The following is a 22,819-nucleotide window of genomic DNA, read 5'->3' on the forward strand; positions in this document are numbered from 1 at the left end:
GGAAAGTTACGATGGATATGAATCAATATCTAGAAGTGTTTATTGAAGAAAGCAAGGAACATCTTCAAAACGTTAACGACCAGCTAATGCGTTTTGAAAAAAATACCGATGATCTTGGTTATGTAAATGAAATTTTTCGGTCTGCTCATACGTTAAAAGGTATGTCTGCAACAATGGGATTTGATGATTTAGCACAATTAACTCACAAAATGGAAAACGTGCTAGATGCCGTTCGAAATCATCAAATCGACGCTCACACGGAAGTTCTTGATGCTTTGTTTGAATCAGTCGATGCGCTAGAAATAATGGTTCAATCTATTTCTGAAGGGGGCGATGGTCAGCTTGATGTCAAATTGCTTGTTCAAAAGCTGCAGCGTATTGTAGCAGAGGAACCCGTAGCAGAGCATGCGGCTTCTTCTATTGAGTATGATGAGTTCGTACAAACGCTGCTCAGTCAAACAGCAGGGCAAGGATTTGATGCGTTTGAAATAACCGTACAGCTCGAACGCACCTGTCTGTTAAAAGCTGCGCGTGCATATATGGTATTTGATGTGTTAGAGCAAGCGGGAGACGTCATTAAGTCAGCGCCAACTGTTCAAGATATCGAACAAGAAAAATTTGAATCATCTTTTATCGTTATATTAGTAACAAGCGAATCGCAAGAAAAGCTGAAGGCGAGCATTATGGAGGTCTCTGAAGTAGAAAGCGTGAAAATTGCTGCGGTCCCCATAAAAAAGGAGACAGAAATGCAGGAGCTTGTTTCACAAGAAGAAGCAGCAGCTATACAGGAAGTTACTGTGTCAGCACCTTCTAAATCGCCTGTTGAAGAGAAAAGACAGCTCTCAAATAACAAGACGATTCGAGTCAATATTGACCGTTTGGACAGTCTCATGAACTTGTTTGAAGAACTAGTTATTGATAGAGGCAGGTTAGAACAAATATCAAAAGAATTGAATAATAGCGAATTAGACGAAACGGTAGAGCGGATGTCCCGTATTTCTGGAGATTTGCAAACGATTATTTTAAATATGCGTATGGTGCCTGTAGAAACCGTTTTTAATCGGTTTCCCCGTATGGTGAGACAGCTTTCAAAAGATTTAGGGAAACAAATTGAACTTCAAATTGTCGGAGCTGATACAGAGTTGGACCGGACCGTCATTGATGAAATTGGAGATCCGCTTGTTCACTTATTAAGAAATGCCGTTGACCACGGAATTGAAATGCCTCAAGCACGCTTAAAGAATGGAAAGAATGAAAAGGGAACGATTCGCCTTAAATCTTATCATAGCGGAAATCATGTCTTTATTGATTTAGAAGATGACGGGGCGGGCATCAATCGTGAAAAGGTACTGCAAAAAGCGTTAGATCGAGGAATTATCGATGGGAAAACTGCTGAAACGCTGACGGATAAACAAGTGTACGAGCTCATTTTCGCTTCGGGCTTTTCGACGGCTGAACAAATTTCAGATGTTTCCGGACGAGGAGTAGGTCTAGATGTCGTGAAAAACACGATTGAATCGCTAGGGGGTTCTGTAACGATCGATTCTAACGAAGGATACGGTTCGCGTTTTTCTATTCAACTGCCGCTCACTCTGTCTATCATTTCTGCTTTACTCGTGCAAATGAGTGAAGAGCGCTATGCCTTACCGCTTTCTTCGATTATTGAAACAGCTATTGTTCAGCTGAAAGAGGTCATGCATGTACATGGTCAAAAGGTTATTGACTTTCGAGGAGCCATTATTCCTCTTATTGATTTAAAAGAACTATTTACTGTGCCTAACCCGGTACAAAGAGATCATTATTCCGTCGTTATTGTGAAAAAAGGAGAAAAGACCGCCGGGCTAATTGTTGATTCTTTTATCGGTCAGCAGGAAATCGTTTTAAAATCTTTAGGTCATTATCTGCCGGGTGTATTTGCTATTTCAGGAGCCACGATTTTAGGCGATGGACAAGTAGCACTTATCATTGATTGCAACGCTTTGATCAAATAACAAATGCTGTAAAAAGAAAGGGAGAAAGGCATGAAAATTATTGTGTTTCAATTGGGGGACGAGGAGTACGGAATTTCAGTAGAAGAAGTGCAATCGATTGAAAAGATTCAGCACATAACACGCGTTCCTGGAGTAAAAGAATATGTAAAAGGTGTTATTAATCTTCGCGGTGTTATTACACCGATTATTGATTTGCGCACTCGTTTTAACTTACAAGAACAGCTTAACCATGAGCTGACACGTATTATTATGGTTCGTCTTAATGATGTAGAAGCAGGTTTGATTGTGGATGCGGCAAATGATGTAGTAGACATTGATGAAAAAACGATTGCTTCAGTGCCTGAAACAGTTGAAGGAACAGCTGTAGAATACTTGAACGGAGTTGTTAAAGTAGATAGCCGTTTAATTGTTCTTCTAAATTTACCTAAAGTTCTCTCTTTAGAAGACCACCTCCAGTGAGCCAAGCGAATAATGGATATCACGCTGAAGTTTCTAGGAGTTGAAGAATCGTGAGAGATGATAAACAAGTGATTAAGGTAGGAATTGCCGAGATGAATGTTACACATGCACCCGCAGTGCTTCGAACAGCGGGATTAGGGTCATGTGTAGGAGTTGTCGTTTACGACTCTGTTCACTCAGTAGCTGGGCTCGCTCATGTAATGCTTCCCGATTCAAGCGGGGCTAAATGTCCTTTTAATAGAGCTAAATATGCAGATACAGCCATTTTTGATTTGATAAATATGTTGATTAAACAAGGTGCACATAGAAGATTATTAAAAGCAAAAATAGCAGGGGGCGCACAGATGTTTCAATTTGAACCAAGAAATGATGTGATGCGAATTGGCCTTCGAAATGTTCAAGCAGTGGAGAGAGAACTGCATAGAAACAGTGTAGAAATTGCAGCAAAAGCTACAGGAGGACACAACGGACGCACAATTGAATTTGATCCTCAAACGGCTATTTTAAAGGTTCGTACGATTAATGAAGGGATAAAAACGATATAAAGCGCGCTCTGACCGTTGACCGTTTAATAGCGCTATAAAAAGGAGTTGAAAGACCCTTGAAAAGTATACAAGAAGTTGAAGAACATAAAATTTGGCAGGAATGGATAGAGACGAGAGACTCCCATGCGGGAAACATGCTTGTTAAAAAGTATATGCCGCTTGTTAACTATCACGTTCAGCGGATTAGTGTAGGGCTGCCGAAGAATATTCATAAAGAAGAGCTTCGTAGTTTAGGATTAATCGGCCTTTACGATGCTTTGGAAAAGTTTGATTACGGTAGAGACTTAAAGTTTGATACATATGCGTCTTTTCGAATTCGAGGGGCGATAATAGACGGGCTTCGTAAAGAAGATTGGTTATCAAGAAGCGCAAGGGAAAAGACGAAAAGAATTGAGCAAGCAACAGAAGCACTTGAACAAAGATACTTGCGCAGAGTTGCACCAAGTGAGGTTGCAAAAGAAGTAGGCATGACAGAAGCAGATGTTGTTCATACAATGAATGAAGGCTTCTTAGCTAACGTTTTGTCAATGGAAGAACAGCCAAAAGAGTATGAAGATGGAGAGCCAAAATACACGATTAAAGATGAAAAAACGCTCTCTCCTGAAGAGGAGCTAATTAACGACGAACGATATCAAGAGCTCGCTGAAGTTATCGAGCAGCTAAATGAAAAAGAGCAGCTTGTTGTTTCATTATTTTATAAAGAGGAGTTGACTTTCACAGAGATCGCGCAGCTGTTAGGGCTATCCACTTCACGCATTTCTCAAATTCATTCGAAAGCGCTGTTTAAAATGCGTACGAGTTTAAGCAAAATAATTTAACAAAGAGGTAAAGTGATGGGGTTTTTACTCACAGTTAGTTTTTTAATTCATGGTCTATCACTGTTTTGCATTATTCTTTTATATATGCAAGTGACCAAAGTGAAAAGGATTGAACGCTTGCACCAGCAAAATATAAATAAAATGGAAGCTGCAATGAGTTCATATCTCGCTGAATTTCAGGAACAAAACGAGCAGTTTTTACGGCAGCTTCGTGAGCGTTCAACTTCGCTTTCTTCCGAAATGGAAGAAAGCAGCGCCAAATCACCTTTGGTAGATGAAGAAGACGTGCCTGTTCAAAGGGTGGATCTAAAAAGTGAGCCTTCCCAGTCGCTGCATGAACTTCTCTCTATAGAAGAAAATCAGAAACATATAAGCACATCTTTTGATGAATTAACTACAGACCAAATTCAAGATTTGTCAGGTGAAGAGATAAAAGAATTTTCCGTTTATTTAAAGGGAAAAGGTTTAACAATTGAAGAAATTGCAAAACATTTACACAGAGGGAAAACTGAAATTGAATTATTATTGAAATTTCATCAATAAACTTAATGAAACGCTTGCTTGTGAAAAAGGAGTATGCTATATTAGTTTTTGGTGTTATTACACACGCTTGTTGATTCGGTTGATGGTGCTACTTTTTGTAGTTTCGGCTGAAGATGATATAAGCGGAGGAGACTTAAAACCATTAGGAGGAAAAACACATGTCAGTAATTTCAATGAAACAATTACTAGAAGCTGGTGTACATTTCGGTCACCAAACTCGCCGTTGGAACCCAAAAATGAAGAAATATATCTTCACTGAGCGTAACGGCATCTACATTATCGATCTTCAAAAAACAGTTAAGAAAGTAGAAGAAGCGTACAAATTCGTTAAAGAATTAGCTGCAGACGGCGGTACTGTTTTATTCGTAGGTACGAAAAAACAAGCTCAAGATTCTGTTAAAGAAGAAGCAGCTCGCGCTGGTATGTACTTTGTTAACCAACGTTGGTTAGGTGGTACATTAACTAACTTCTCAACTATCCAAAAACGTATCAAACGTTTAAAAGATATCGAAAAAATGCAAGAAGACGGTACTTTCGAAGTACTACCTAAGAAAGAAGTAGTTCAACTTAAAAAAGAGTTAGAGCGTCTTGAAAAATTCTTAGGCGGCATTAAAGATATGAAACAACTTCCAGATGCATTATTCATCATTGACCCTCGTAAAGAGCGTATTGCAGTAGCGGAAGCTAAAAAGTTACACATTCCAATCGTTGGTATCGTAGACACTAACTGTGATCCAGACGAAATTGATTATGTAATCCCTGCAAACGATGATGCAATTCGTGCTGTTAAACTTTTAACTTCTAAAGTTGCTGATGCTATTCTAGAAGCTAAACAAGGTGAAGAAACAGCAGTTGAAACTGAAACAACTACTGCTTAATTCCGTGAAAGGTGATAAGAGGGAATAGCCTTTTATCACCTTTTTTTGAAAAGATTTAACCCATTTATATACATTAATTACATACCCAAACAAGGAGGCTACACATTATGGCAATTACTGCTCAAATGGTAAAAGAACTACGTGAAAAAACAGGCGCTGGTATGATGGATTGTAAAAAAGCGTTAACTGAAACTAACGGTGATATGGAGCAAGCAATCGATTTCTTACGTGAAAAAGGTATTGCAAAAGCTGCTAAAAAATCAGACCGTATTGCTGCTGAAGGTCTAACTTACATCGAAACTCAAGGTAACGAAGCTGTTATCTTAGAAGTTAACTCTGAAACTGATTTCGTTGCGAAAAACGAAGGTTTCCAAAAATTAACAAAAGAATTAGCTGCTCACATCTTAGCTAACAAACCAGCTGACGCTGCTGAAGCTGCTACTCAAAAAATGGAAAACGGTGCAACTGTTGAAGAACACATCAACTCTGCAATCGCTACAATCGGAGAAAAATTATCTCTACGTCGTTTCGCTGTAGCAACAAAAACTGATGCTGATGCATTCGGTGCTTACCTACATGCTGGCGGACGTATCGGTGTGTTAACAGTATTATCTGGTACAACTGAAGAAGCTGTTGCAAAAGACGTTGCTATGCACATCGCTGCAATCAACCCTAAATACATCTCTCGTGACCAAGTTTCTGCTGAAGAAACTGAGCGTGAGCGCGAAGTGTTGACTCAACAAGCATTAAACGAAGGCAAACCAGAAAAAATCGTTGCAAAAATGGTTGAAGGTCGCCTTGGCAAATTCTTCGAAGATATTTGCTTACTAGATCAAACATTTGTTAAAAATCCTGATCAAAAAGTACGTCAGTTCGTTGAGAGCAAAGGCGCTACTGTTGAAAGCTTCGTTCGTTTTGAAGTAGGAGAAGGTATTGAGAAACGTCAAGACAACTTCGCTGAAGAAGTAATGAACCAAGTTAAAAAGTAAGGGTTTGACCGTATAGGGAACACTGTGTGTTCCCTTTTTTACAAAAGAGATCTCACCGTTAACGATGGAGGTAAGCATGAGTCAAGCAAAATATAATCGTATCGTATTAAAGTTAAGTGGAGAAGCATTAGCTGGTGAAGATGGTTTTGGTATTAACCCATCCATCATCAAATCTGTTGCTGAACAAGTAAAAGCCGTTTATGAATTAGGTGTGGAAATTGCTGTAGTCGTTGGTGGTGGAAACATTTGGCGTGGTAAAATTGGTAGTGAAATGGGTATGGATCGTGCAGCTGCTGATTATATGGGAATGCTAGCAACAGTAATGAACTCGCTGGCTCTTCAAGATAGCTTAGAGAACATTGGTGTGCAAACACGAGTTCAGACTTCTATCGAGATGAGACAAGTAGCAGAGCCTTATATTAGAAGAAAAGCTGTTCGACATCTTGAGAAAAAACGCGTTGTTATTTTCGCTGCGGGTACAGGAAACCCTTATTTCTCTACAGATACAACAGCAGCTTTGCGTGCAGCTGAAATCGAAGCTGACGTTATCTTAATGGCTAAAAACAACGTAGATGGCGTTTATAATGCAGATCCTAAGCTTGTACCTGATGCTGTAAAATATGAAACATTAACATATATTGATGTTTTAAAAGATGGACTAGCTGTTATGGATTCTACAGCTTCTTCATTATGTATGGACAACGATATTCCGCTAATTGTTTTCTCAATTACGGAAGAAGGCAATATTAAACGTGCCGTTACAGGCGAAAACATTGGAACAATTGTAAAGGGGAAATAAACATGCCAAAACAAGTGTTGCAAAACGCAAAAGAAAGAATGGAAAAAGCAATTCAATCATTTAGCCGCGAACTAGCATCAATTCGCGCTGGACGTGCAAGCGCGTCACTTCTTGACCGCGTAACGGTAGAATACTACGGTGCTCCAACACCGATTAACCAATTGGCGCAAGTAAGCGTACCGGAAGCTCGTATGCTTGTTATTCAGCCTTATGACAAATCACAAATTGGTGAAGTTGAAAAAGCTATTTTAAAATCTGATTTAGGATTAACACCTACAAGCGATGGAACTATTATCCGTTTATCGATTCCTGCTTTAACGGAAGAGCGTCGTCGTGAGTTAGTGAAAATGGTTAAAAAATATGCTGAAGAAGCAAAAGTTGCGGTTCGTAACGTACGCCGTGATGCAAACGATGATTTCAAAAAGTTAGAGAAAAAAGGTGAAATTACTGAAGACGATCTACGCGGCTACAGTGATGACATTCAAAAACTAACAGATGACCATATCGTAAAAGTGGATAAAGTGGCAAAAGATAAAGAAGAAGAAATTATGGCAGTTTAAGTCATTTCAAGGTAAAATATATTGTAAAAGACCCTCTATTGTTTACAGGGGGTTTTTTTGTTAATAATGTGTAGTAAGAAAAAACTCACATAAGCTACACGTTTATGTGAGAGCGTACAACGGGGGACCTTTGCATGTTAAGAAAATTTCAAGCATGGAAGAAAAGTCAAGATTTAAATACACTGTCTTTGTCAGAACGAAAAGATCAAGTGAAACAGCACCCTGTTCCTGAACATATTGCAATTATTATGGATGGGAACGGTCGTTGGGCGCAAAAACGAGCTCTTCCTCGCATGATGGGCCATCATGAAGGAATGAAAGTAGTACGTCATGTGACCAGACTGGCCAATGAATTAGGTGTTAAAGTATTAACTTTATATGCATTTTCCACTGAAAATTGGAAGCGCCCCAAAACTGAAGTTGAGTTTTTAATGAAACTGCCAGAGGAATTTTTAACAACCTTTTTGCCTGAGCTAATTGAAAAAAATGTGCAAGTTCGTATTATGGGAGATAAAAGTGAGCTCCCTTCCCATACGATTCGAGCCGTGGATAAGGCAATTGAAAAAACAAAGCATAACACGGGGATGATTTTAAACTTCGCGCTTAATTACGGTAGCCGTCACGAAATTGTGGGCGCTATTCGGTCATTGGCAGAAGATGTAGAACAGGGAAAAGTGGCTTCCTCTTCTATTTCAGAAAATTTATTTTCTTCCTATTTAATGAGCAAAAGCCTTCCAGATCCGGATTTGCTTATTCGCACAAGTGGTGAGCTTCGCTTAAGTAACTTTATGCTTTGGCAGCTAGCGTACACAGAGTTTTGGTTTACAAAAGTATTATGGCCAGATTTTAAAGAAAATCATTTAATCGAAGCAGTCGAGGCGTTTCAAAAGCGCGGTCGCCGCTTTGGTGGTGTATAAGAAGGTGTGGAAAACAAGATGAAACAGCGCATTATCACCGCGATTGTAGCACTTGCGGTATTTGTGCCGATTGTTTTAATTGGAGGGTTACCTTTTACCCTTATCATGTATGTGATCGGAACAGTTGGTGTAATTGAGCTTTTAAAAATGAAACATTTGAAAGCAATGTCTTTTCCAAGTATCATTAGTTTATTACTAACTTGGGTGTTTTTACTACCAAACGGAAGAGATGTTGCATTTCAATTCTTAAGTGAACATAAGATAGAAGTAGCGCTTGCTGCTGTCCTTCTTTTATTAATGTACACGGTTGTAGTTAAAAATAAATTTACCTTCGATGACGTTGGGTTTATTTTATTAACAACAGTATATGTTGGCTTTGGCTTTCATTATTTTATCGAGGTTCGTCAAGAGTTCGGGTTAGCTTATTTGTTCTTTGCTTTCCTTATTATTTGGGCGACGGATTCCGGAGCTTATTTTATTGGACGAGCAATGGGGAAACGAAAGCTATGGCCGGAAATCAGTCCCAATAAAACAATTGAAGGTTTTGTTGGTGGCGTCGTATGCGCTATTATAGTAGCCGTTGTATTTAAGCTGTTAGCAAATATTGATCAAACTATGATCGAGCTACTTGTAATTGGTATTATCGTATCGTTATTTGGACAGATGGGTGATCTTGTACAATCAGCGTTCAAACGTCACTATGGCGTAAAAGATTCAGGGAAAATTTTACCGGGTCATGGTGGGATTTTAGACCGTTTTGACAGTTTAATGTTCATCATGCCAATTTTAGCTTTTTTATTATCTCTATAAAAAAGATGTCTTTGTTTTAATAGGAGTGAATATACTTGAAGAAAATTTCCTTGTTAGGAGCTACAGGTTCAATCGGTACTCAAACCGTTGATATTGTTCGAGCGCATCCTGAGCATTTTGAGCTCTCAGCAATCTCTGTAGGTCGAAATATTAACGAAGCAAGAAAGATTATTCAGCAGTGTAAGCCAGCCCTTGTTTCTGTAATGAAGAAAGAAGATTGTTTGTCACTGCAAGCAGAATTCCCTTCTATTCGATTTGTTTATGGAGAAGAAGGACTTGTGGAAGTAGCAACTCATCCTTCTACAGAAGTGTTGGTAAACGCTGTTCTTGGAAGTGTAGGGTTGACTCCTACGCTAGAAGCAATCAAAATGAGAAAAACAATTGCTATTGCAAATAAGGAGACACTTGTTACCGCTGGTCACCTTGTCATGGAAGCAGCCAAGGAATATGGCGCTGATATTTTACCGGTAGACAGTGAGCATTCAGCTATTTTTCAAAGTTTGCAAGGGCAAGATCAAAAAGCAATAGACCGTTTAATTTTAACGGCTTCTGGAGGGAGCTTTCGAGATAAGACGAGAGCAGAACTACAGGGAGTAACGGTTGAAGATGCGTTAAATCATCCAAACTGGTCAATGGGAGCTAAAATTACAATTGATTCGGCAACGATGATGAATAAGGGACTAGAAGTGATTGAAGCACATTGGCTTTTTGATCTTCCCTATGAGAAAATTGATGTATTGTTACATAAGGAAAGCATCATTCATTCTATGGTAGAGTATTCTGATACAAGCGTTATTGCTCAGCTTGGAACGCCCGATATGCGCGTGCCAATTCAATACGCGTTAACGTATCCAAGACGCATGTCTTTGCCTGACACCAAGCGTTTAAGTTTGGCGGATATTGGTCAGCTTCACTTCGCTAAAATGGATGAAGAGCGTTTTCGCTGTTTAGCTTTTGCATTTGAGGCTGGCAAAGCGGGTGGAACACTTCCGACTGTTTTAAATGCAGCTAATGAAGAAGCTGTTCAAGCCTTTCTAGATGGTCACATTACATTTTTACAAATTGAAGATGTGATTGAAAAAGCAATGAATGAACATACTGTAATACAGAAACCTTGTTTATCTACTATTAAAGAAGTAGATTTAGAAGCAAGAGAGTTTGTTAGATCCGCCATCTCTCGATAATGTGCGTGCGAGAGAAGCCACTCCCTTATTTTTGGTGGGTGGAGGTTTGACTCTATTACATGAAGGGGGTAATACCCATTGAACACAGTCATTGCGTTTGTCGTCATTTTTGGAGCTCTTGTATTCTTTCATGAGCTTGGTCATTTAGTTTTTGCAAAGCGTGCAGGCATCTTATGCCGTGAGTTTGCCATTGGGTTTGGTCCCAAAATCTTTTCATTTAAACGAGATGAAACAGTTTATACCATTCGCTTACTGCCTCTAGGTGGATTTGTTCGAATGGCTGGAGAAGACCCGGAAATGATTGAAGTTAAGCCTGGTCAAATGGTGGGCCTCATGTTTGATAAGGAAGGCAAAGTAAATAAAGTCATTATTAATAACAAGGAACAGCATCCAAATGCAAAAGTTATTGAGGTAGAGCAAGCAGACTTAGAGCATAATCTATTTATTTCAGGTTATGAAGAAGGTGAAGATGAACATCTGCAAAAATTCGAGGTAGCAGAAGAATCTTACTTTGTTATGGACGGAGAAGACATTCAAATTGCACCTTACAGCCGTCAGTTTGCTTCCAAAACTCTTGGTCAGCGTGCGCTAGCCATTTTCGCTGGTCCGCTAATGAACTTTATATTAGCCTTTGTTATTTTTATCGTTCTTGGGATTTCTCAAGGATATGTTGTTGACAAACCTGTGATGGGCAAATTAACATCAGATGGAGTAGCCGTTGATGCGGGACTTAAACAAGGAGATAAAGTTCAAGCAATTGATGGACAAAGTGTTTCAACGTGGGATGATGTCGTAAAAGTAATTCAAAAACATCCTGAACAGCAAATTACATTCACGGTTCAGCGCGGCGGCAAAACCCTAGATATTCCAATTACACCTGAAAGCCGCAAGGTTGGGGAACAGACAATTGGATTAATTGGCGTATATGCACCGGTTGAAAAGTCATTCATTGGTTCGATCACGCACGGAGCTACTGAAACATATACGTGGATGAAAGAAATTTTAACGGGCCTTGGGAAGCTTGTGACAGGACAGTTCAAACTGGATATGCTTTCTGGTCCTGTAGGTATTTACGCAGCAACCGATCAAGTAGCACAGTCAGGCATTTATTACCTAATGAAATGGGCAGCCGTTTTAAGTATTAACTTAGGGATTGTCAATTTGCTTCCACTTCCTGCTTTAGATGGAGGACGACTATTATTCTTCGCTGTAGAAGGAATTCGCGGTAAGCCAATTGATCGTCAAAAAGAAGGGATTGTTCATTTTATCGGCTTTGCTTTATTAATGCTGCTGATGCTCGTTGTAACGTGGAACGATATTCAAAAGTTCTTTTTATAAGACATACGCTCAGCGAGGGATATTCCCTCGCTGATTATATGAAAATTGCGGCATGGTCCGCCTTAAAAAATAAGATAGAGAAGTAAGCAAAGAGGTGCGAGGTTATGAGACAAAGTTCTACATTGATTCCTACATTAAGAGAAGTGCCAGCTGATGCGGATATAAAAAGCCATCAGCTTCTATTGCGCGCAGGTTATATGCGCCAAAATGCAAGCGGCGTGTACAGCTTTTTACCGCTTGGTAAGCGTGTATTGCAAAAAGTTGAACAAATTGTTCGTGAAGAGATGGACCGTGCAGGTTCTGTCGAATTATTGATGCCTGCTTTACAACAAGCTGAATTGTGGCAAGAGTCTGGCCGCTGGTATTCATATGGGCCTGAGTTAATGCGTATGAAAGATCGTCACGGCCGTGAATTTGCTTTGGGAGCAACACACGAAGAAGTTATCACAAGCTTGCTTCGTGACGAAGTGAAGTCCTACAAACGTTTACCGCTAAATTTATATCAAATTCAAACGAAGTTCCGCGATGAAAAACGTCCACGCTTTGGCTTATTACGCGGTCGTGAATTTATTATGAAAGATGCATATTCGTTTCATGCTTCTCAAGAAAGTTTAGATGAAGTGTATGATAAAATGTTTGCTGCCTACAGCCGCATCTTTGAGCGCTGCGGATTAAATTTCCGTGCGGTTATCGCTGATTCAGGTGCAATGGGCGGAAAAGATACGCATGAATTTATGGTTCTTTCTGAAATCGGGGAAGATACAATTGCTTATTCAGATACATCTTCTTATGCAGCAAATGTTGAAATGGCACCGGTTGTAAATACGTATGAAAAATCAGATGAAGCTGAAAAAGAATTAACAAAAGTGGAAACACCAAATCAGCATAGCATTGAAGACGTAGCTGCTTTCTTAAATGTTGAAGCGACTTCTTGTATCAAGTCCCTTTTATTTAAAGTAGATGATCGTTTTGTGCTTGTACTTGTTCGCGGGGATCACGAAGTAAACGATATTAAAGTGAAAAACTATTTTGAAGCTTCCGTTGTTGAACTGGCAACTCCAGAAGAAACAAAAGAAGTATTAAAATGCGCAGTTGGTTCAGTAGGACCGATTGGAGTAAGTGATTCAGTAGAAGTGGTAGCTGATCATGCGGTAAAAGCAATTGCTAACGGTGTATGCGGAGCAAATGAAGAAGGTTATCACTACACAAATGTGAATGAGCGTAACTTTAATGCAACTTACGAAGATTTCCGCTTCATCCAAGAAGGGGATCAGTCACCGGATGGACAAGGCGTTATTAAGTTTGCTAAAGGTATTGAAGTCGGACACGTCTTTAAGCTGGGAACGCGCTACAGTGAAGCGATGGGAGCAACGTATCTAGATGAGAACGGACGCAGCCAGCCAATGATTATGGGCTGCTATGGTATCGGTGTTTCTCGTACAGTAGCTGCGATTGCAGAACAATTTAATGATGAAAACGGTCTTCTATGGCCAGAAGCTGTTACGCCTTATCAAGTGCACGTTATTCCAGTTAACGTGAAAAATGATGAACAGCGTGAACTAGGTGAGAAATTATATAATGAGTTATTAGATAATCGCTTTGACGTGCTGTTAGATGACCGCCAAGAGCGTGCAGGAGTAAAATTTGCAGATTCAGATTTAATTGGTCTTCCTGTTCGAGTAACAGTTGGTAAACGTGCATCTGAAGGAATTGTAGAAGTAAAAGTACGGAAAACTGGGGAGTCACTAGAAGTGTCAGTTGACAATCTTGTTTCAACAGTGAAAGAACTGCTAGCGAAGTAATGAAGCAGCGGGGATTTGTATCCCTGCTGTTTTTATGTTTATAAACAGAACATATGACAGAATAGAAGTCATTTATGTTAAAATAGATTGCACTCATTTATAAAAGGAGGCAGAAAACTTGGAAGCACAAACGCTAGGAAAAAAAGAGCGTTTTAAGTTGCTGCTGCAGCAGTTAGAGCTGACGAGTGATCAAATTGTTCCTTATTTTGAAAACGCAGCGATTGAAAAGCTCGTCATTCAGAAAGAACAAAAAAAATGGCATTTTCATTTTTCTTTAGAAGGGTTATTACCTTTTGAGATCTATGAGTTATTCCATGCTCGCATGTCTTCAGCTTTTTCTCATATTGCGAGTGTTTCTTTTTCTGTTCAAACCGTTAATAAAGAATGTACGGAAGAGCATGTACAGTCATATTGGAAGCATTGTATTGGAGAAATGCAGGGAATATCCCCGCTTTTACAGTCGCTTTTACAAGATCAAATGCCGAGATTGAACGGTGCCAAATTGATTGTGAACGCACGACATGATGCAGAAGGAACGGCTTTACGTAAAAAGTACAGTCAGTTAATTGCTGATCAGTATGCGTCCTATGGCTTTCCGAACCTTCAGCTAATGACGGAAGTTGTACATTCAGAAGAAGCATTTCAGCAGTTTGTAGAGCAACGAAAACAAGAAGATACAGAAAAAGTATTACAAGCCATCACAGAAATGCAAAATAAAGAAAATGAAAAAAGTGATGGACCAGACCTACCAAAAGGTCCGCTTACAATTGGATATACGATTAAAGACGAGACGGTTCGCCTAGACTCCATTGTGGATGAAGAAAAGCGAATTGCCGTTGAAGGATACGTATTTGATGCAGAAACTAGAGAATTACGAAGCGGACGTACGCTTCTTATTTTTAAAGTGACAGATTATACAAACTCTATTATGGTTAAAATGTTTTCACGTGACAAAGAAGATATTCCTTTACTTCAAGCGATTAAAAAAGGAATGTGGGTAAAGGTTCGCGGAAGTGTACAAAATGATACATTTGTCCGTGATTTAGTTATGATTGGAAATGATGTCAACGAGATTACCGGTCCTGCTAGACAAGATACAGCGCCTGAAGATGAAAAGCGTGTGGAGCTTCACTTGCATACGCCAATGAGTCAAATGGATGCCGTTTCATCTGTTGGAGCTTTAGTCGGACAAGCTAAAAAATGGGGACATCCGGCTGTAGCGATAACTGATCATGCGGTTGCGCAGTCGTTTCCTGAAGCATATGGAGCCGGGAAAAAGAACGGCATTAAAATACTGTACGGAGTGGAAGTTAATTTAGTAGACGACGGCGTGCCGATTGCCTATAATCCGAAGCATGTGGATTTGACAGAAGCAACTTACGTAGTATTTGACGTCGAAACAACCGGTTTGTCAGCCGTATACGATACCATTATTGAACTTGCTGCCGTGAAGATGAAAGAAGGAGAAATCATCGATCGATTTGAACGGTTTGCAAATCCTCATCATCCTCTGTCTGCAACAACAATTGAGCTGACGGGTATTACAGATGATATGGTCCAAAATGCGCCTGAAATCTCAGAAGTACTTCGTGATTTTCACGAGTGGATGGGTGACAGTATTTTAGTCGCTCATAATGCAAGCTTTGATATGGGATTTTTAAATATGGGACTGCAAAAAATCGGTTTAGAAAAAGCAGCTAACGGCGTTATTGATACGCTTGAACTCGGAAGATTTTTGTACCCGCATATGAAAAACCATCGTTTGAATACTCTTGCTAAAAAGTTTGATATTGAACTTGTGCAGCATCACCGCGCGATTTATGATGCGGAAACAACTGGCTATTTGTTAAATAAAATGCTGAAAGATGCATTTGAACGGGAAATTACAATGCATGATCGCTTAAATGATTATATGGGAGAAGGGAATGCCTATCAGCGGGCCCGTCCTTATCATGCGACTCTTTTAGCACAAACCGACGTAGGATTAAAAAATCTATTTAAACTTGTTTCGATTTCTCATTTAAATTACTTTTATCGAGTTCCGCGAATTCCAAGATCTCAGCTCGACAAATATCGAGAAGGCATCTTGATTGGAACCGCATGTGACCGAGGCGAAGTATTCGAAGGCATGATGCAAAAAGGAATTGATGAAGTAGAAGGAGTAGCTGAATTTTATGATTACATCGAAGTACAGCCTCCTGACAACTACAAGCACTTAATTGAACTAGATTTAGTGCGAGATGAGAAAGCCTTAAAAGATATTATTAGCAATATTGTGAAGCTTGGTGAAAAGATTGGAAAGCCGGTTGTAGCAACAGGAAATGTTCACTATCTCAATCCGGAAGACAAAATTTACCGAAAAATTTTAATTGGTTCACAAGGCGGGGCTAATCCTTTAAACCGTCATCAGCTGCCGGATGTTCACTTTAGATCGACGGATGAGATGCTGAATTGTTTTTCATTTTTAGATGGGGACAAAGCGAAAGAAATTGTTGTTCATAATACGCAAAAAATAGCCGATATGATCGATGATATTAAACCAATTAAAGATGATTTATATACGCCGAAAATTGAAGGTGCGGACGAAGAAATGCGTGAAATGAGTTATGCGATGGCACGCAGCATCTACGGTGAAGAGCTGCCTGAAGTAGTAGAAGCTCGTCTAGAGAAAGAGTTGAAAAGTATTATCGGCCACGGGTTTGCCGTTATTTACTTGATCTCGCATAAACTCGTTAAAAAATCATTAAATGATGGTTACTTAGTTGGTTCACGTGGTTCCGTAGGGTCTTCATTTGTTGCGACGATGACGGAAATTACAGAAGTAAACCCACTGCCGCCGCATTATGTGTGTCCAAAATGTAAGAAATCCGAGTTTTTTAATGACGGTTCCGTAGGTTCTGGATTCGATCTGCCGGACAAAAGCTGCGACGATTGTGGCGTACCGTTTATTAAAGATGGACACGATATTCCGTTTGAAACGTTCTTAGGATTCAAGGGAGACAAGGTTCCCGATATCGATTTGAACTTCTCCGGAGAGTATCAGCCTCGAGCTCATAACTATACAAAAGTACTGTTTGGAGAAGATAATGTATACCGTGCGGGAACAATCGGTACAGTTGCCGAAAAAACAGCTTATGGCTATGTAAAAGGCTATGCTGGTGACCGTGATTTACATTTACGAAACGCAGAAGTGGATCGTTTAGTAGCAGGATGTACGGGCGTAAAACGTACAACTGGTCAGCATCCAGGAGGAATTATTGTTGTACCGGACTATATGGATATTTTCGATTTTTCACCCATCCAGTTTCCAGCTGACGACCGTAATTCCGAATGGAGAACAACTCATTTTGACTTCCATTCGATTCATGATAATTTATTAAAACTTGATATACTCGGACACGATGATCCGACCGTGATTCGCATGCTTCAAGATTTAAGTGGAATTGATCCAAAAACAATTCCGACGGATGATCCTGAAGTGATGAAAATTTTTAGTGGAACGGAATCACTTGGCGTAACAGAAGAACAAATTATGTGTAAAACAGGAACGCTTGGCATACCTGAATTTGGAACGCGCTTTGTGCGTCAAATGTTAGAAGATACGAAGCCAACGACGTTTTCAGAACTTGTTCAAATCTCGGGACTGTCGCACGGGACGGACGTATGGCTTGGTAATGCGCAGGAGCTAATTCGCAATGATATTTGCAACTTAAGTGAAGTAATTGGCTGTCGTGATGACATCATGGTTTATCTAATTTATCAAGGTCTTGAACCTTCACTTGCTTTTAAAATTATGGAGTCTGTGCGTAAAGGGAAAGGGCTAACACCTGAATTTGAAGAAGAAATGATCAAAAATGGTGTTCCGGACTGGTATATTGATTCTTGTAAAAAGATTAAGTATATGTTCCCTAAAGCCCATGCGGCTGCTTATGTATTGATGGCCGTGCGTATTGCTTATTTCAAAGTGCACCACGCGCTTCTTTATTACGCAGCATACTTTACGGTTCGTGCAGATGACTTTGATATTGATACGATGATCAAAGGGTCAACTGCCATTCGAGCGAAGATGGAAGAAATCAATGCCAAAGGTTTAGATGCATCTCCTAAAGAGAAAAACTTATTAACGGTGCTTGAGCTTTCTTTAGAAATGTGCGAACGAGGCTATTCATTTAAAAAAGTAGATTTATATGAATCTAGCGCAGACGAATTTTTAATTGACGGCACGTCTTTAGTTCCACCGTTTAATGCCATTCCCGGTCTTGGCACAAATGCAGCGCTGAACATTGTAAAAGCTCGTCAAACGGGAGAGTTTTTATCGAAAGAAGACTTGCAGCAGCGAGGCAAAGTATCGAAGACGATTTTAGAGTATCTAGACAACCATGGATGCCTTGAATCATTACCTGATCAGAACCAGCTTTCTCTTTTCTAACATTTGCATAAAATAAGCGGTTATGATATAGTAATTGTGGAAATGCTAAGGATACGGACGAGAAAGAGTGGGGAAACCCGCTCTTTCTTATTGATATGAACTTACTGACATAGTAAGTAGTATGGAGAACGAATCGGCTTCTAGCATGATTCGTTTTTTCTGTAGATTTTCAATCACCATGATTGATTTATTATGTGACGTTTAAAATCCTGCAACACAAATGACAACATTTCCACTCTAGTAGGTTAGACCTCTTATAGAGTGCAAAATAAAAATAGCAAATAAACCACTCTTTTTTGATATAAGAGACATAAAAAACGCGTAACCTAAACATACCATGCAATGTCTCGAAGGGAGGATTAGAATGAGTAAAAATGTAAAACAAACAGTGGAAGAAATGGTTTCCCCTATCTTAGAGGAAATGAATTTAGAGCTTGTTGAAATTGAATACGTAAAAGAAGGAAAAGATTGGTTTTTACGTGTGTTTATCGACTCTGATACCGGCGTGGATATCGAAGACTGCGGAGCAGTAAGTGAAAAATTGAGTGAGAAAATGGATGCAGTAGATCCAATCCCTCATAACTATTTTTTAGAAGTATCATCGCCTGGTGCGGAACGCCCATTAAAAAAAGATAAAGATTTTGAACGTGCAATTGGTAAGCATGTATACATAAAAACATATGAACCAATTGAAGGTGCAAAAGAATTTGAAGGCGAATTACAATCATTTGACGGAGAAACTGTCACATTATCTATTCGTATCAAAACACGCACAAAAACGGTGGTTTTACCATATGACAAAGTCGCTTTTGCTCGATTAGCGATTGTATTTTAATGTGTAGGGGCCAATATTAAAGGGGGATTATCCAACGATGAGCAGTGAGTTATTTGATGCCTTAGTCATTCTTGAAAAAGAGAAAGGCATTAGCAAAGATGTAATTATTGAAGCAATTGAAGCAGCGCTAATTTCTGCTTACAAACGCAACTTTAACCAAGCGCAAAACGTACGCGTTGATTTAAATTTAGAAAGAGGTTCAATGCGCGTGTTTGCTCGCAAAGATGTGGTTGATGAAGTATATGATCCACGCCTGGAAATTTCGGTTGAAGAAGCACAAACAATCAACCCTAACTTCCAACTAGACGATGTGGTTGAAATCGAAGTAACGCCAAAAGACTTTGGACGCATCGCGGCTCAAACAGCAAAACAAGTTGTTACACAGCGTGTTCGTGAGGCGGAACGAGGCGTTATCTATTCAGAGTTCAGCGATCGCGAAGAAGATATTATGACAGGTATTGTTCAGCGTCAAGATTCTCGCTTCATCTATGTGAGCCTTGGCAAAATTGAAGCATTGCTTCCTCAAAGCGAGCAAATGCCAAATGAGCAGTATAAACCTCATGATCGTATTAAAGTGTATATTACGAAAGTAGAAAAAACAACAAAAGGCCCGCAAATCTATGTTTCACGTACACACCCAGGTCTTTTAAAACGTCTTTTTGAAAAAGAAGTACCGGAAATCTATGACGGTACAGTTGAATTAAAATCAGTAGCTCGCGAAGCTGGAGACCGTTCAAAAATCTCTGTTCATTCTGAGTATGCTGAAGTAGATCCGGTCGGTTCTTGTGTTGGGCCAAAAGGTCAGCGCGTACAGGCTGTTGTAAATGAACTAAAAGGTGAAAAAATTGACATTGTTCGCTGGTCAAATGATCCAGTTGAATTTGTTGCCAACGCTTTAAGTCCATCTAAGGTAGTAGATGTGATTGTAGATGAAAATGAAAAAGCAACAACTGTTATCGTTCCTGACTATCAGCTGTCACTTGCAATTGGTAAACGTGGACAAAATGCACGTCTAGCTGCTAAGCTGACAGGCTGGAAAATTGATATTAAAAGTCAATCAGAAGCTGAACAAGAAGGTATGGTTGTAAAAAACAGCGATGATATGCTAGTAAGTCAACATGCATTTGATTCAGATGAAGATATGGAATAAGAGGTGAGCCAAGGTGAACAATCGTAAAAAAGTCCCGATGCGAAAATGTGTGGCCACTGGAGAAATGAAGCCTAAAAAAGAGCTAGTACGCGTTGTACGCTCAAAAGAAGGCGACGTTTCAGTTGATGTAACGGGTAAAAAGTCCGGGCGCGGAGCTTATGTAAGCAAGGATAAAGAAGCAATTTTATTGGCAAAAAAGAAAAATGTGCTTTCGACACATTTAGGCGCGTCAATAGATGAAGCGGTTTATGAAGAGTTGCTAGCGCTTGTAGAAAAGGAGAAACAGTCACGCTAATGAATGAACAATGGATCTCCTTTTTAGGGCTTGCAAACCGTGCACGCAAATTGATTTCTGGAGAAGAACTTGTGGTTAGAGAAGTTCGGAAACAAAAAGCAAAGTTAGTACTTTTAGCAAGCGATGCGTCTGAAAACACAAAGAAAAAAGTAACGGATAAATGTTCTTACTATAACGTTTCGGTTAAAATCGTTCCCGATCGCTACACGCTAGGTCAAGCGATTGGTAAAGATGCTCGAGTTGTGGTAGCCGTTATGGACGAGGGATTTGCTAAAAAGCTAGCAACGATGCTCGGTTAATTTTATGGGGGTGAAAGTATTGAATAAAAATACAAAATCAACAGCTAACAAAGGAAACAATAAAGGTAACAAAAAGCCACAGGCACAAAAGTCACAGGCACCAAAAGGTAGACCAGCTCCAGCAGCTGCAAAAGAGTTACCGGAAAAAGTAACGTTTGTCGGAAGCTTAACGGTTTCTGAGTTAGCAAAAGAATTAGGCAAAGAGCCTTCTGAAATTATTAAAAAATTATTTATGCTTGGTGTAATGGCAACAATTAACCAAGAGTTAGATAAAGATTCTATCGAACTAATTGCCGGAGAATACGGTGTAGAAGTTGAAGAAGAAGTAGTAGTAGATGACACTGCTTTTGAATCATTAGAAATTATTGACGACGAAAAAGACCTTCAAGTGCGTCCTCCAGTTGTTACAATCATGGGTCACGTTGACCACGGTAAAACGACGCTTCTTGACTCTATCCGTAACACAAAAGTAACGGCTGCAGAAGCAGGCGGTATCACGCAGCATATCGGTGCTTATCAAGTTGTGGTTGATGAAAAGAAAATTACATTCCTTGATACACCAGGGCATGCTGCATTTACAACAATGCGTGCTCGCGGTGCGCAAGTAACGGATATTACAATCCTTGTTGTTGCAGCAGACGATGGTGTAATGCCTCAAACAATTGAAGCGATTAACCATGCAAAAGCGGCAGAAGTGCCAATTATTGTTGCGGTTAACAAAATGGATAAAGAAGCAGCAAATCCAGATCGCGTTATGCAAGAACTAATGGAGCACGGCCTTGTAGCTGAAGAGTGGGGCGGAGAAACAATCTTCTGTAAGCTTTCAGCCATTTCAGGTGAAGGGATCGATCAATTACTTGAAATGATTTTACTTGTAAGTGAAGTAGAAGAGTTAAAAGCAAATCCTAACCGTCGTGCAGCAGGTACAGTTGTAGAAGCACAGCTAGATAAAGGCCGTGGGTCTGTAGCAACGCTTCTTGTTCAAACTGGTACACTACGCGTAGGTGATCCAATCGTAGTCGGAAATACGTTTGGCCGCGTTCGCGCAATGGTAAATGATATCGGCCGCCGTGTGAAGGAAGTAGGACCATCTACTCCGGTTGAGATTACTGGCTTAAACGAAGTTCCATTAGCTGGAGATCGTTTCTTAGTATTTGAAGATGAGAAAACAGCTCGTCAAATCGGAGAAGCTCGTGCTCAAAAGCAGCTTGAACAACAGCGCGGTGAAAAATCTCGCGTAAGCTTAGATGATTTATTTGAAAAAATTAAACAGGGTGAAATGAAAGACTTAAACCTTATCGTAAAAGCAGACGTACAAGGTTCTGTAGAAGCATTGGCTGCTGCTCTTCAAAAGATTGATGTAGAGGGTGTAAATGTTCGTATTATCCATACGGGTGTAGGCGCAATTACAGAATCTGATATCATTCTTGCAACTGCTTCTAACGCAATCGTTATCGGCTTTAACGTGCGTCCAGATGCTGGAGCAAAACGTACAGCTGACGTAGAAAACGTAGATATTCGTCTTCACCGCATTATTTATAAAGTAATTGAAGAAATTGAATCTGCGATGAAAGGAATGCTTGACCCTGAGTTTGCTGAAAAAATCATCGGTCAAGTGGAAGTACGTCAAACATTCAAAGTATCAAAAGTTGGTACAATCGCAGGAAGTTACGTAACAGACGGTAAAATTACGCGTAACAGTGGAATTCGTTTAATCCGTGACGGAATTGTTATCTTTGAAGGTGAAGTAGATGTGCTAAAACGCTTTAAAGACGATGCAAAAGAAGTCGCTCAAGGATATGAGTGTGGTATTACAATTAAAAACTTCAATGATATTAAAGAAGGAGATATTATTGAAGCATATGTAATGGAGCAAATTGATCCTAAATGATTGGACTAGTGGAGTGTGAATGCTTAATTTACGATGCTGCTTCTCTTAAAGAAAAACGTGCCGTGCTTCAGCGCATCTTGATGCGCTTGAAGCAGCGGTTTAACGTATCGGTTTCAGAAACTGATTTTCAAGATGTGTGGCAACGAACAAAAATTAGCATTGTCGCAGTCTCATCTAGCCGTGTCACAACGGAACAAGAACTGCAAAAAGCGCTAAGCTTGATTGATTCTTTTCCAGAGATTGAACGTACCATTACAACTTTTGATTGGTTATAAAAGGGGTGACAC

20 protein-coding genes and 1 pseudogene are annotated in these 22,819 nt (G+C 39.7%); all 21 read left to right on the forward strand.

The genetic code is table 11. From position 1 onward, the window contains the following. Nucleotides 1–11 precede the first annotated feature (11 nt). Nucleotides 12–1,991, forward strand: coding sequence for a chemotaxis protein CheA (locus ACNHOZ_RS03775; RefSeq protein ID WP_255904162.1), 1,980 nt, complete (start codon nt 12–14; stop codon nt 1,989–1,991). Nucleotides 1,992–2,021: 30 nt separating this feature from the next. Beyond that, nucleotides 2,022–2,450 carry a chemotaxis protein CheW gene (locus tag ACNHOZ_RS03780; RefSeq protein WP_014458457.1) on the forward strand — a complete coding sequence of 143 codons (429 nt, stop codon included), beginning with the start codon at nt 2,022–2,024 and terminating at the stop codon, nt 2,448–2,450. A gap of 50 nt (nt 2,451–2,500) precedes the next feature. Further along, nucleotides 2,501–2,995 carry a chemotaxis protein CheD gene (locus tag ACNHOZ_RS03785; protein ID WP_028411411.1) on the forward strand — a complete coding sequence of 165 codons (495 nt, stop codon included), beginning with the start codon at nt 2,501–2,503 and terminating at the stop codon, nt 2,993–2,995. 56 nt (nt 2,996–3,051) lie between these two features. Beyond that, nucleotides 3,052–3,813, forward strand: coding sequence for a FliA/WhiG family RNA polymerase sigma factor (locus tag ACNHOZ_RS03790; protein WP_255904143.1), 762 nt, complete (start codon nt 3,052–3,054; stop codon nt 3,811–3,813). 15 nt (nt 3,814–3,828) lie between these two features. Further along, a complete protein-coding gene (locus tag ACNHOZ_RS03795) occupies nt 3,829–4,356 on the forward strand; it encodes a hypothetical protein (RefSeq protein WP_033579793.1) in 528 nt (175 codons plus the stop codon). 158 nt (nt 4,357–4,514) lie between these two features. Continuing rightward, a complete protein-coding gene (gene rpsB / locus ACNHOZ_RS03800) occupies nt 4,515–5,234 on the forward strand; it encodes a 30S ribosomal protein S2 (protein WP_013058850.1) in 720 nt (239 codons plus the stop codon). Between the two features lie 107 nt (nt 5,235–5,341). Further along, the gene (tsf, locus tag ACNHOZ_RS03805; RefSeq protein ID WP_013058849.1) at nt 5,342–6,223 is read left to right on the forward strand and encodes a translation elongation factor Ts; all 882 of its coding nucleotides are present in this window, start codon (nt 5,342–5,344) and stop codon (nt 6,221–6,223) included. Nucleotides 6,224–6,299: 76 nt separating this feature from the next. Beyond that, the gene (gene pyrH, locus ACNHOZ_RS03810) at nt 6,300–7,022 is read left to right on the forward strand and encodes a UMP kinase (RefSeq protein WP_028411409.1); all 723 of its coding nucleotides are present in this window, start codon (nt 6,300–6,302) and stop codon (nt 7,020–7,022) included. Nucleotides 7,023–7,024: 2 nt separating this feature from the next. Continuing rightward, nucleotides 7,025–7,582 carry a ribosome recycling factor gene (gene frr, locus ACNHOZ_RS03815; RefSeq protein ID WP_013058847.1) on the forward strand — a complete coding sequence of 186 codons (558 nt, stop codon included), beginning with the start codon at nt 7,025–7,027 and terminating at the stop codon, nt 7,580–7,582. A 134-nt stretch (nt 7,583–7,716) separates the two neighbouring features. Beyond that, on the forward strand, nt 7,717–8,499 hold the full coding sequence (locus tag ACNHOZ_RS03820) for an isoprenyl transferase (RefSeq protein WP_048019854.1): 783 nt from the start codon (nt 7,717–7,719) through the stop codon (nt 8,497–8,499). Between the two features lie 18 nt (nt 8,500–8,517). Continuing rightward, nucleotides 8,518–9,309: a phosphatidate cytidylyltransferase gene (locus ACNHOZ_RS03825; protein WP_028411407.1), complete on the forward strand. Its 792-nt coding sequence runs from the start codon at nt 8,518–8,520 to the stop codon at nt 9,307–9,309. 35 nt (nt 9,310–9,344) lie between these two features. Beyond that, a complete protein-coding gene (dxr, locus tag ACNHOZ_RS03830) occupies nt 9,345–10,493 on the forward strand; it encodes a 1-deoxy-D-xylulose-5-phosphate reductoisomerase (RefSeq protein ID WP_033579795.1) in 1,149 nt (382 codons plus the stop codon). A 78-nt stretch (nt 10,494–10,571) separates the two neighbouring features. Continuing rightward, a complete protein-coding gene (gene rseP, locus ACNHOZ_RS03835) occupies nt 10,572–11,831 on the forward strand; it encodes an RIP metalloprotease RseP (protein WP_028411405.1) in 1,260 nt (419 codons plus the stop codon). A gap of 104 nt (nt 11,832–11,935) precedes the next feature. Continuing rightward, nucleotides 11,936–13,633 carry a proline--tRNA ligase gene (locus tag ACNHOZ_RS03840; RefSeq protein WP_048019856.1) on the forward strand — a complete coding sequence of 566 codons (1,698 nt, stop codon included), beginning with the start codon at nt 11,936–11,938 and terminating at the stop codon, nt 13,631–13,633. A 118-nt stretch (nt 13,634–13,751) separates the two neighbouring features. Then, the gene (locus ACNHOZ_RS03845) at nt 13,752–18,062 is read left to right on the forward strand and encodes a PolC-type DNA polymerase III (protein ID WP_048019857.1); all 4,311 of its coding nucleotides are present in this window, start codon (nt 13,752–13,754) and stop codon (nt 18,060–18,062) included. A 364-nt stretch (nt 18,063–18,426) separates the two neighbouring features. Then, a complete protein-coding gene (gene rimP / locus ACNHOZ_RS03850) occupies nt 18,427–18,897 on the forward strand; it encodes a ribosome maturation factor RimP (RefSeq protein WP_013084764.1) in 471 nt (156 codons plus the stop codon). A gap of 37 nt (nt 18,898–18,934) precedes the next feature. Continuing rightward, nucleotides 18,935–20,047, forward strand: a complete 1,113-nt coding sequence (gene nusA, locus ACNHOZ_RS03855; RefSeq protein WP_013058839.1) for a transcription termination factor NusA — start codon at nt 18,935–18,937, stop codon at nt 20,045–20,047. 13 nt (nt 20,048–20,060) lie between these two features. Then, nucleotides 20,061–20,342, forward strand: coding sequence for an RNase P modulator RnpM (gene rnpM / locus ACNHOZ_RS03860; RefSeq protein ID WP_013058838.1), 282 nt, complete (start codon nt 20,061–20,063; stop codon nt 20,340–20,342). Beyond that, complete coding sequence (locus ACNHOZ_RS03865; RefSeq protein ID WP_013058837.1) at nt 20,342–20,641, forward strand: YlxQ family RNA-binding protein; 300 nt, start codon at nt 20,342–20,344, stop codon at nt 20,639–20,641. Before rnpM ends, ACNHOZ_RS03865 begins: the two co-directional genes overlap by 1 nt. A 22-nt stretch (nt 20,642–20,663) precedes the next feature. Further along, nucleotides 20,664–22,532, forward strand: a pseudogene (gene infB / locus ACNHOZ_RS03870) (translation initiation factor IF-2); the annotation flags it as partial. After that, nucleotides 22,529–22,807, forward strand: a complete 279-nt coding sequence (locus ACNHOZ_RS03875) for a DUF503 domain-containing protein (protein WP_013058835.1) — start codon at nt 22,529–22,531, stop codon at nt 22,805–22,807. The pseudogene infB and the gene ACNHOZ_RS03875, both read left to right, overlap by 4 nt. The last annotated feature ends 12 nt before the right edge of the window (nt 22,808–22,819 follow it).

The sequence above is a fragment of the Priestia sp. D51 genome (assembly GCF_053345675.1).

Bases quoted from the DNA above. Each gene is read 5' to 3' on its own strand.
- ACNHOZ_RS03780 (WP_014458457.1), top strand. From the start codon at position 2,022: ATGAAAATTATTGTGTTTCAATTGGGGGACGAGGAGTACGGAATTTCA.
- ACNHOZ_RS03875 (WP_013058835.1), top strand. From the start codon at position 22,529: ATGATTGGACTAGTGGAGTGTGAATGCTTAATTTACGATGCTGCTTCT.
- ACNHOZ_RS03775 (WP_255904162.1), top strand. From the start codon at position 12: ATGGATATGAATCAATATCTAGAAGTGTTTATTGAAGAAAGCAAGGAA.
- pyrH (WP_028411409.1), top strand. From the start codon at position 6,300: ATGAGTCAAGCAAAATATAATCGTATCGTATTAAAGTTAAGTGGAGAA.
- ACNHOZ_RS03840 (WP_048019856.1), top strand. From the start codon at position 11,936: ATGAGACAAAGTTCTACATTGATTCCTACATTAAGAGAAGTGCCAGCT.
- ACNHOZ_RS03795 (WP_033579793.1), top strand. From the start codon at position 3,829: ATGGGGTTTTTACTCACAGTTAGTTTTTTAATTCATGGTCTATCACTG.
- tsf (WP_013058849.1), top strand. From the start codon at position 5,342: ATGGCAATTACTGCTCAAATGGTAAAAGAACTACGTGAAAAAACAGGC.
- rimP (WP_013084764.1), top strand. From the start codon at position 18,427: ATGAGTAAAAATGTAAAACAAACAGTGGAAGAAATGGTTTCCCCTATC.
- frr (WP_013058847.1), top strand. From the start codon at position 7,025: ATGCCAAAACAAGTGTTGCAAAACGCAAAAGAAAGAATGGAAAAAGCA.
- ACNHOZ_RS03825 (WP_028411407.1), top strand. From the start codon at position 8,518: ATGAAACAGCGCATTATCACCGCGATTGTAGCACTTGCGGTATTTGTG.
- ACNHOZ_RS03820 (WP_048019854.1), top strand. From the start codon at position 7,717: ATGTTAAGAAAATTTCAAGCATGGAAGAAAAGTCAAGATTTAAATACA.
- rpsB (WP_013058850.1), top strand. From the start codon at position 4,515: ATGTCAGTAATTTCAATGAAACAATTACTAGAAGCTGGTGTACATTTC.
- nusA (WP_013058839.1), top strand. From the start codon at position 18,935: ATGAGCAGTGAGTTATTTGATGCCTTAGTCATTCTTGAAAAAGAGAAA.
- ACNHOZ_RS03865 (WP_013058837.1), top strand. From the start codon at position 20,342: ATGAATGAACAATGGATCTCCTTTTTAGGGCTTGCAAACCGTGCACGC.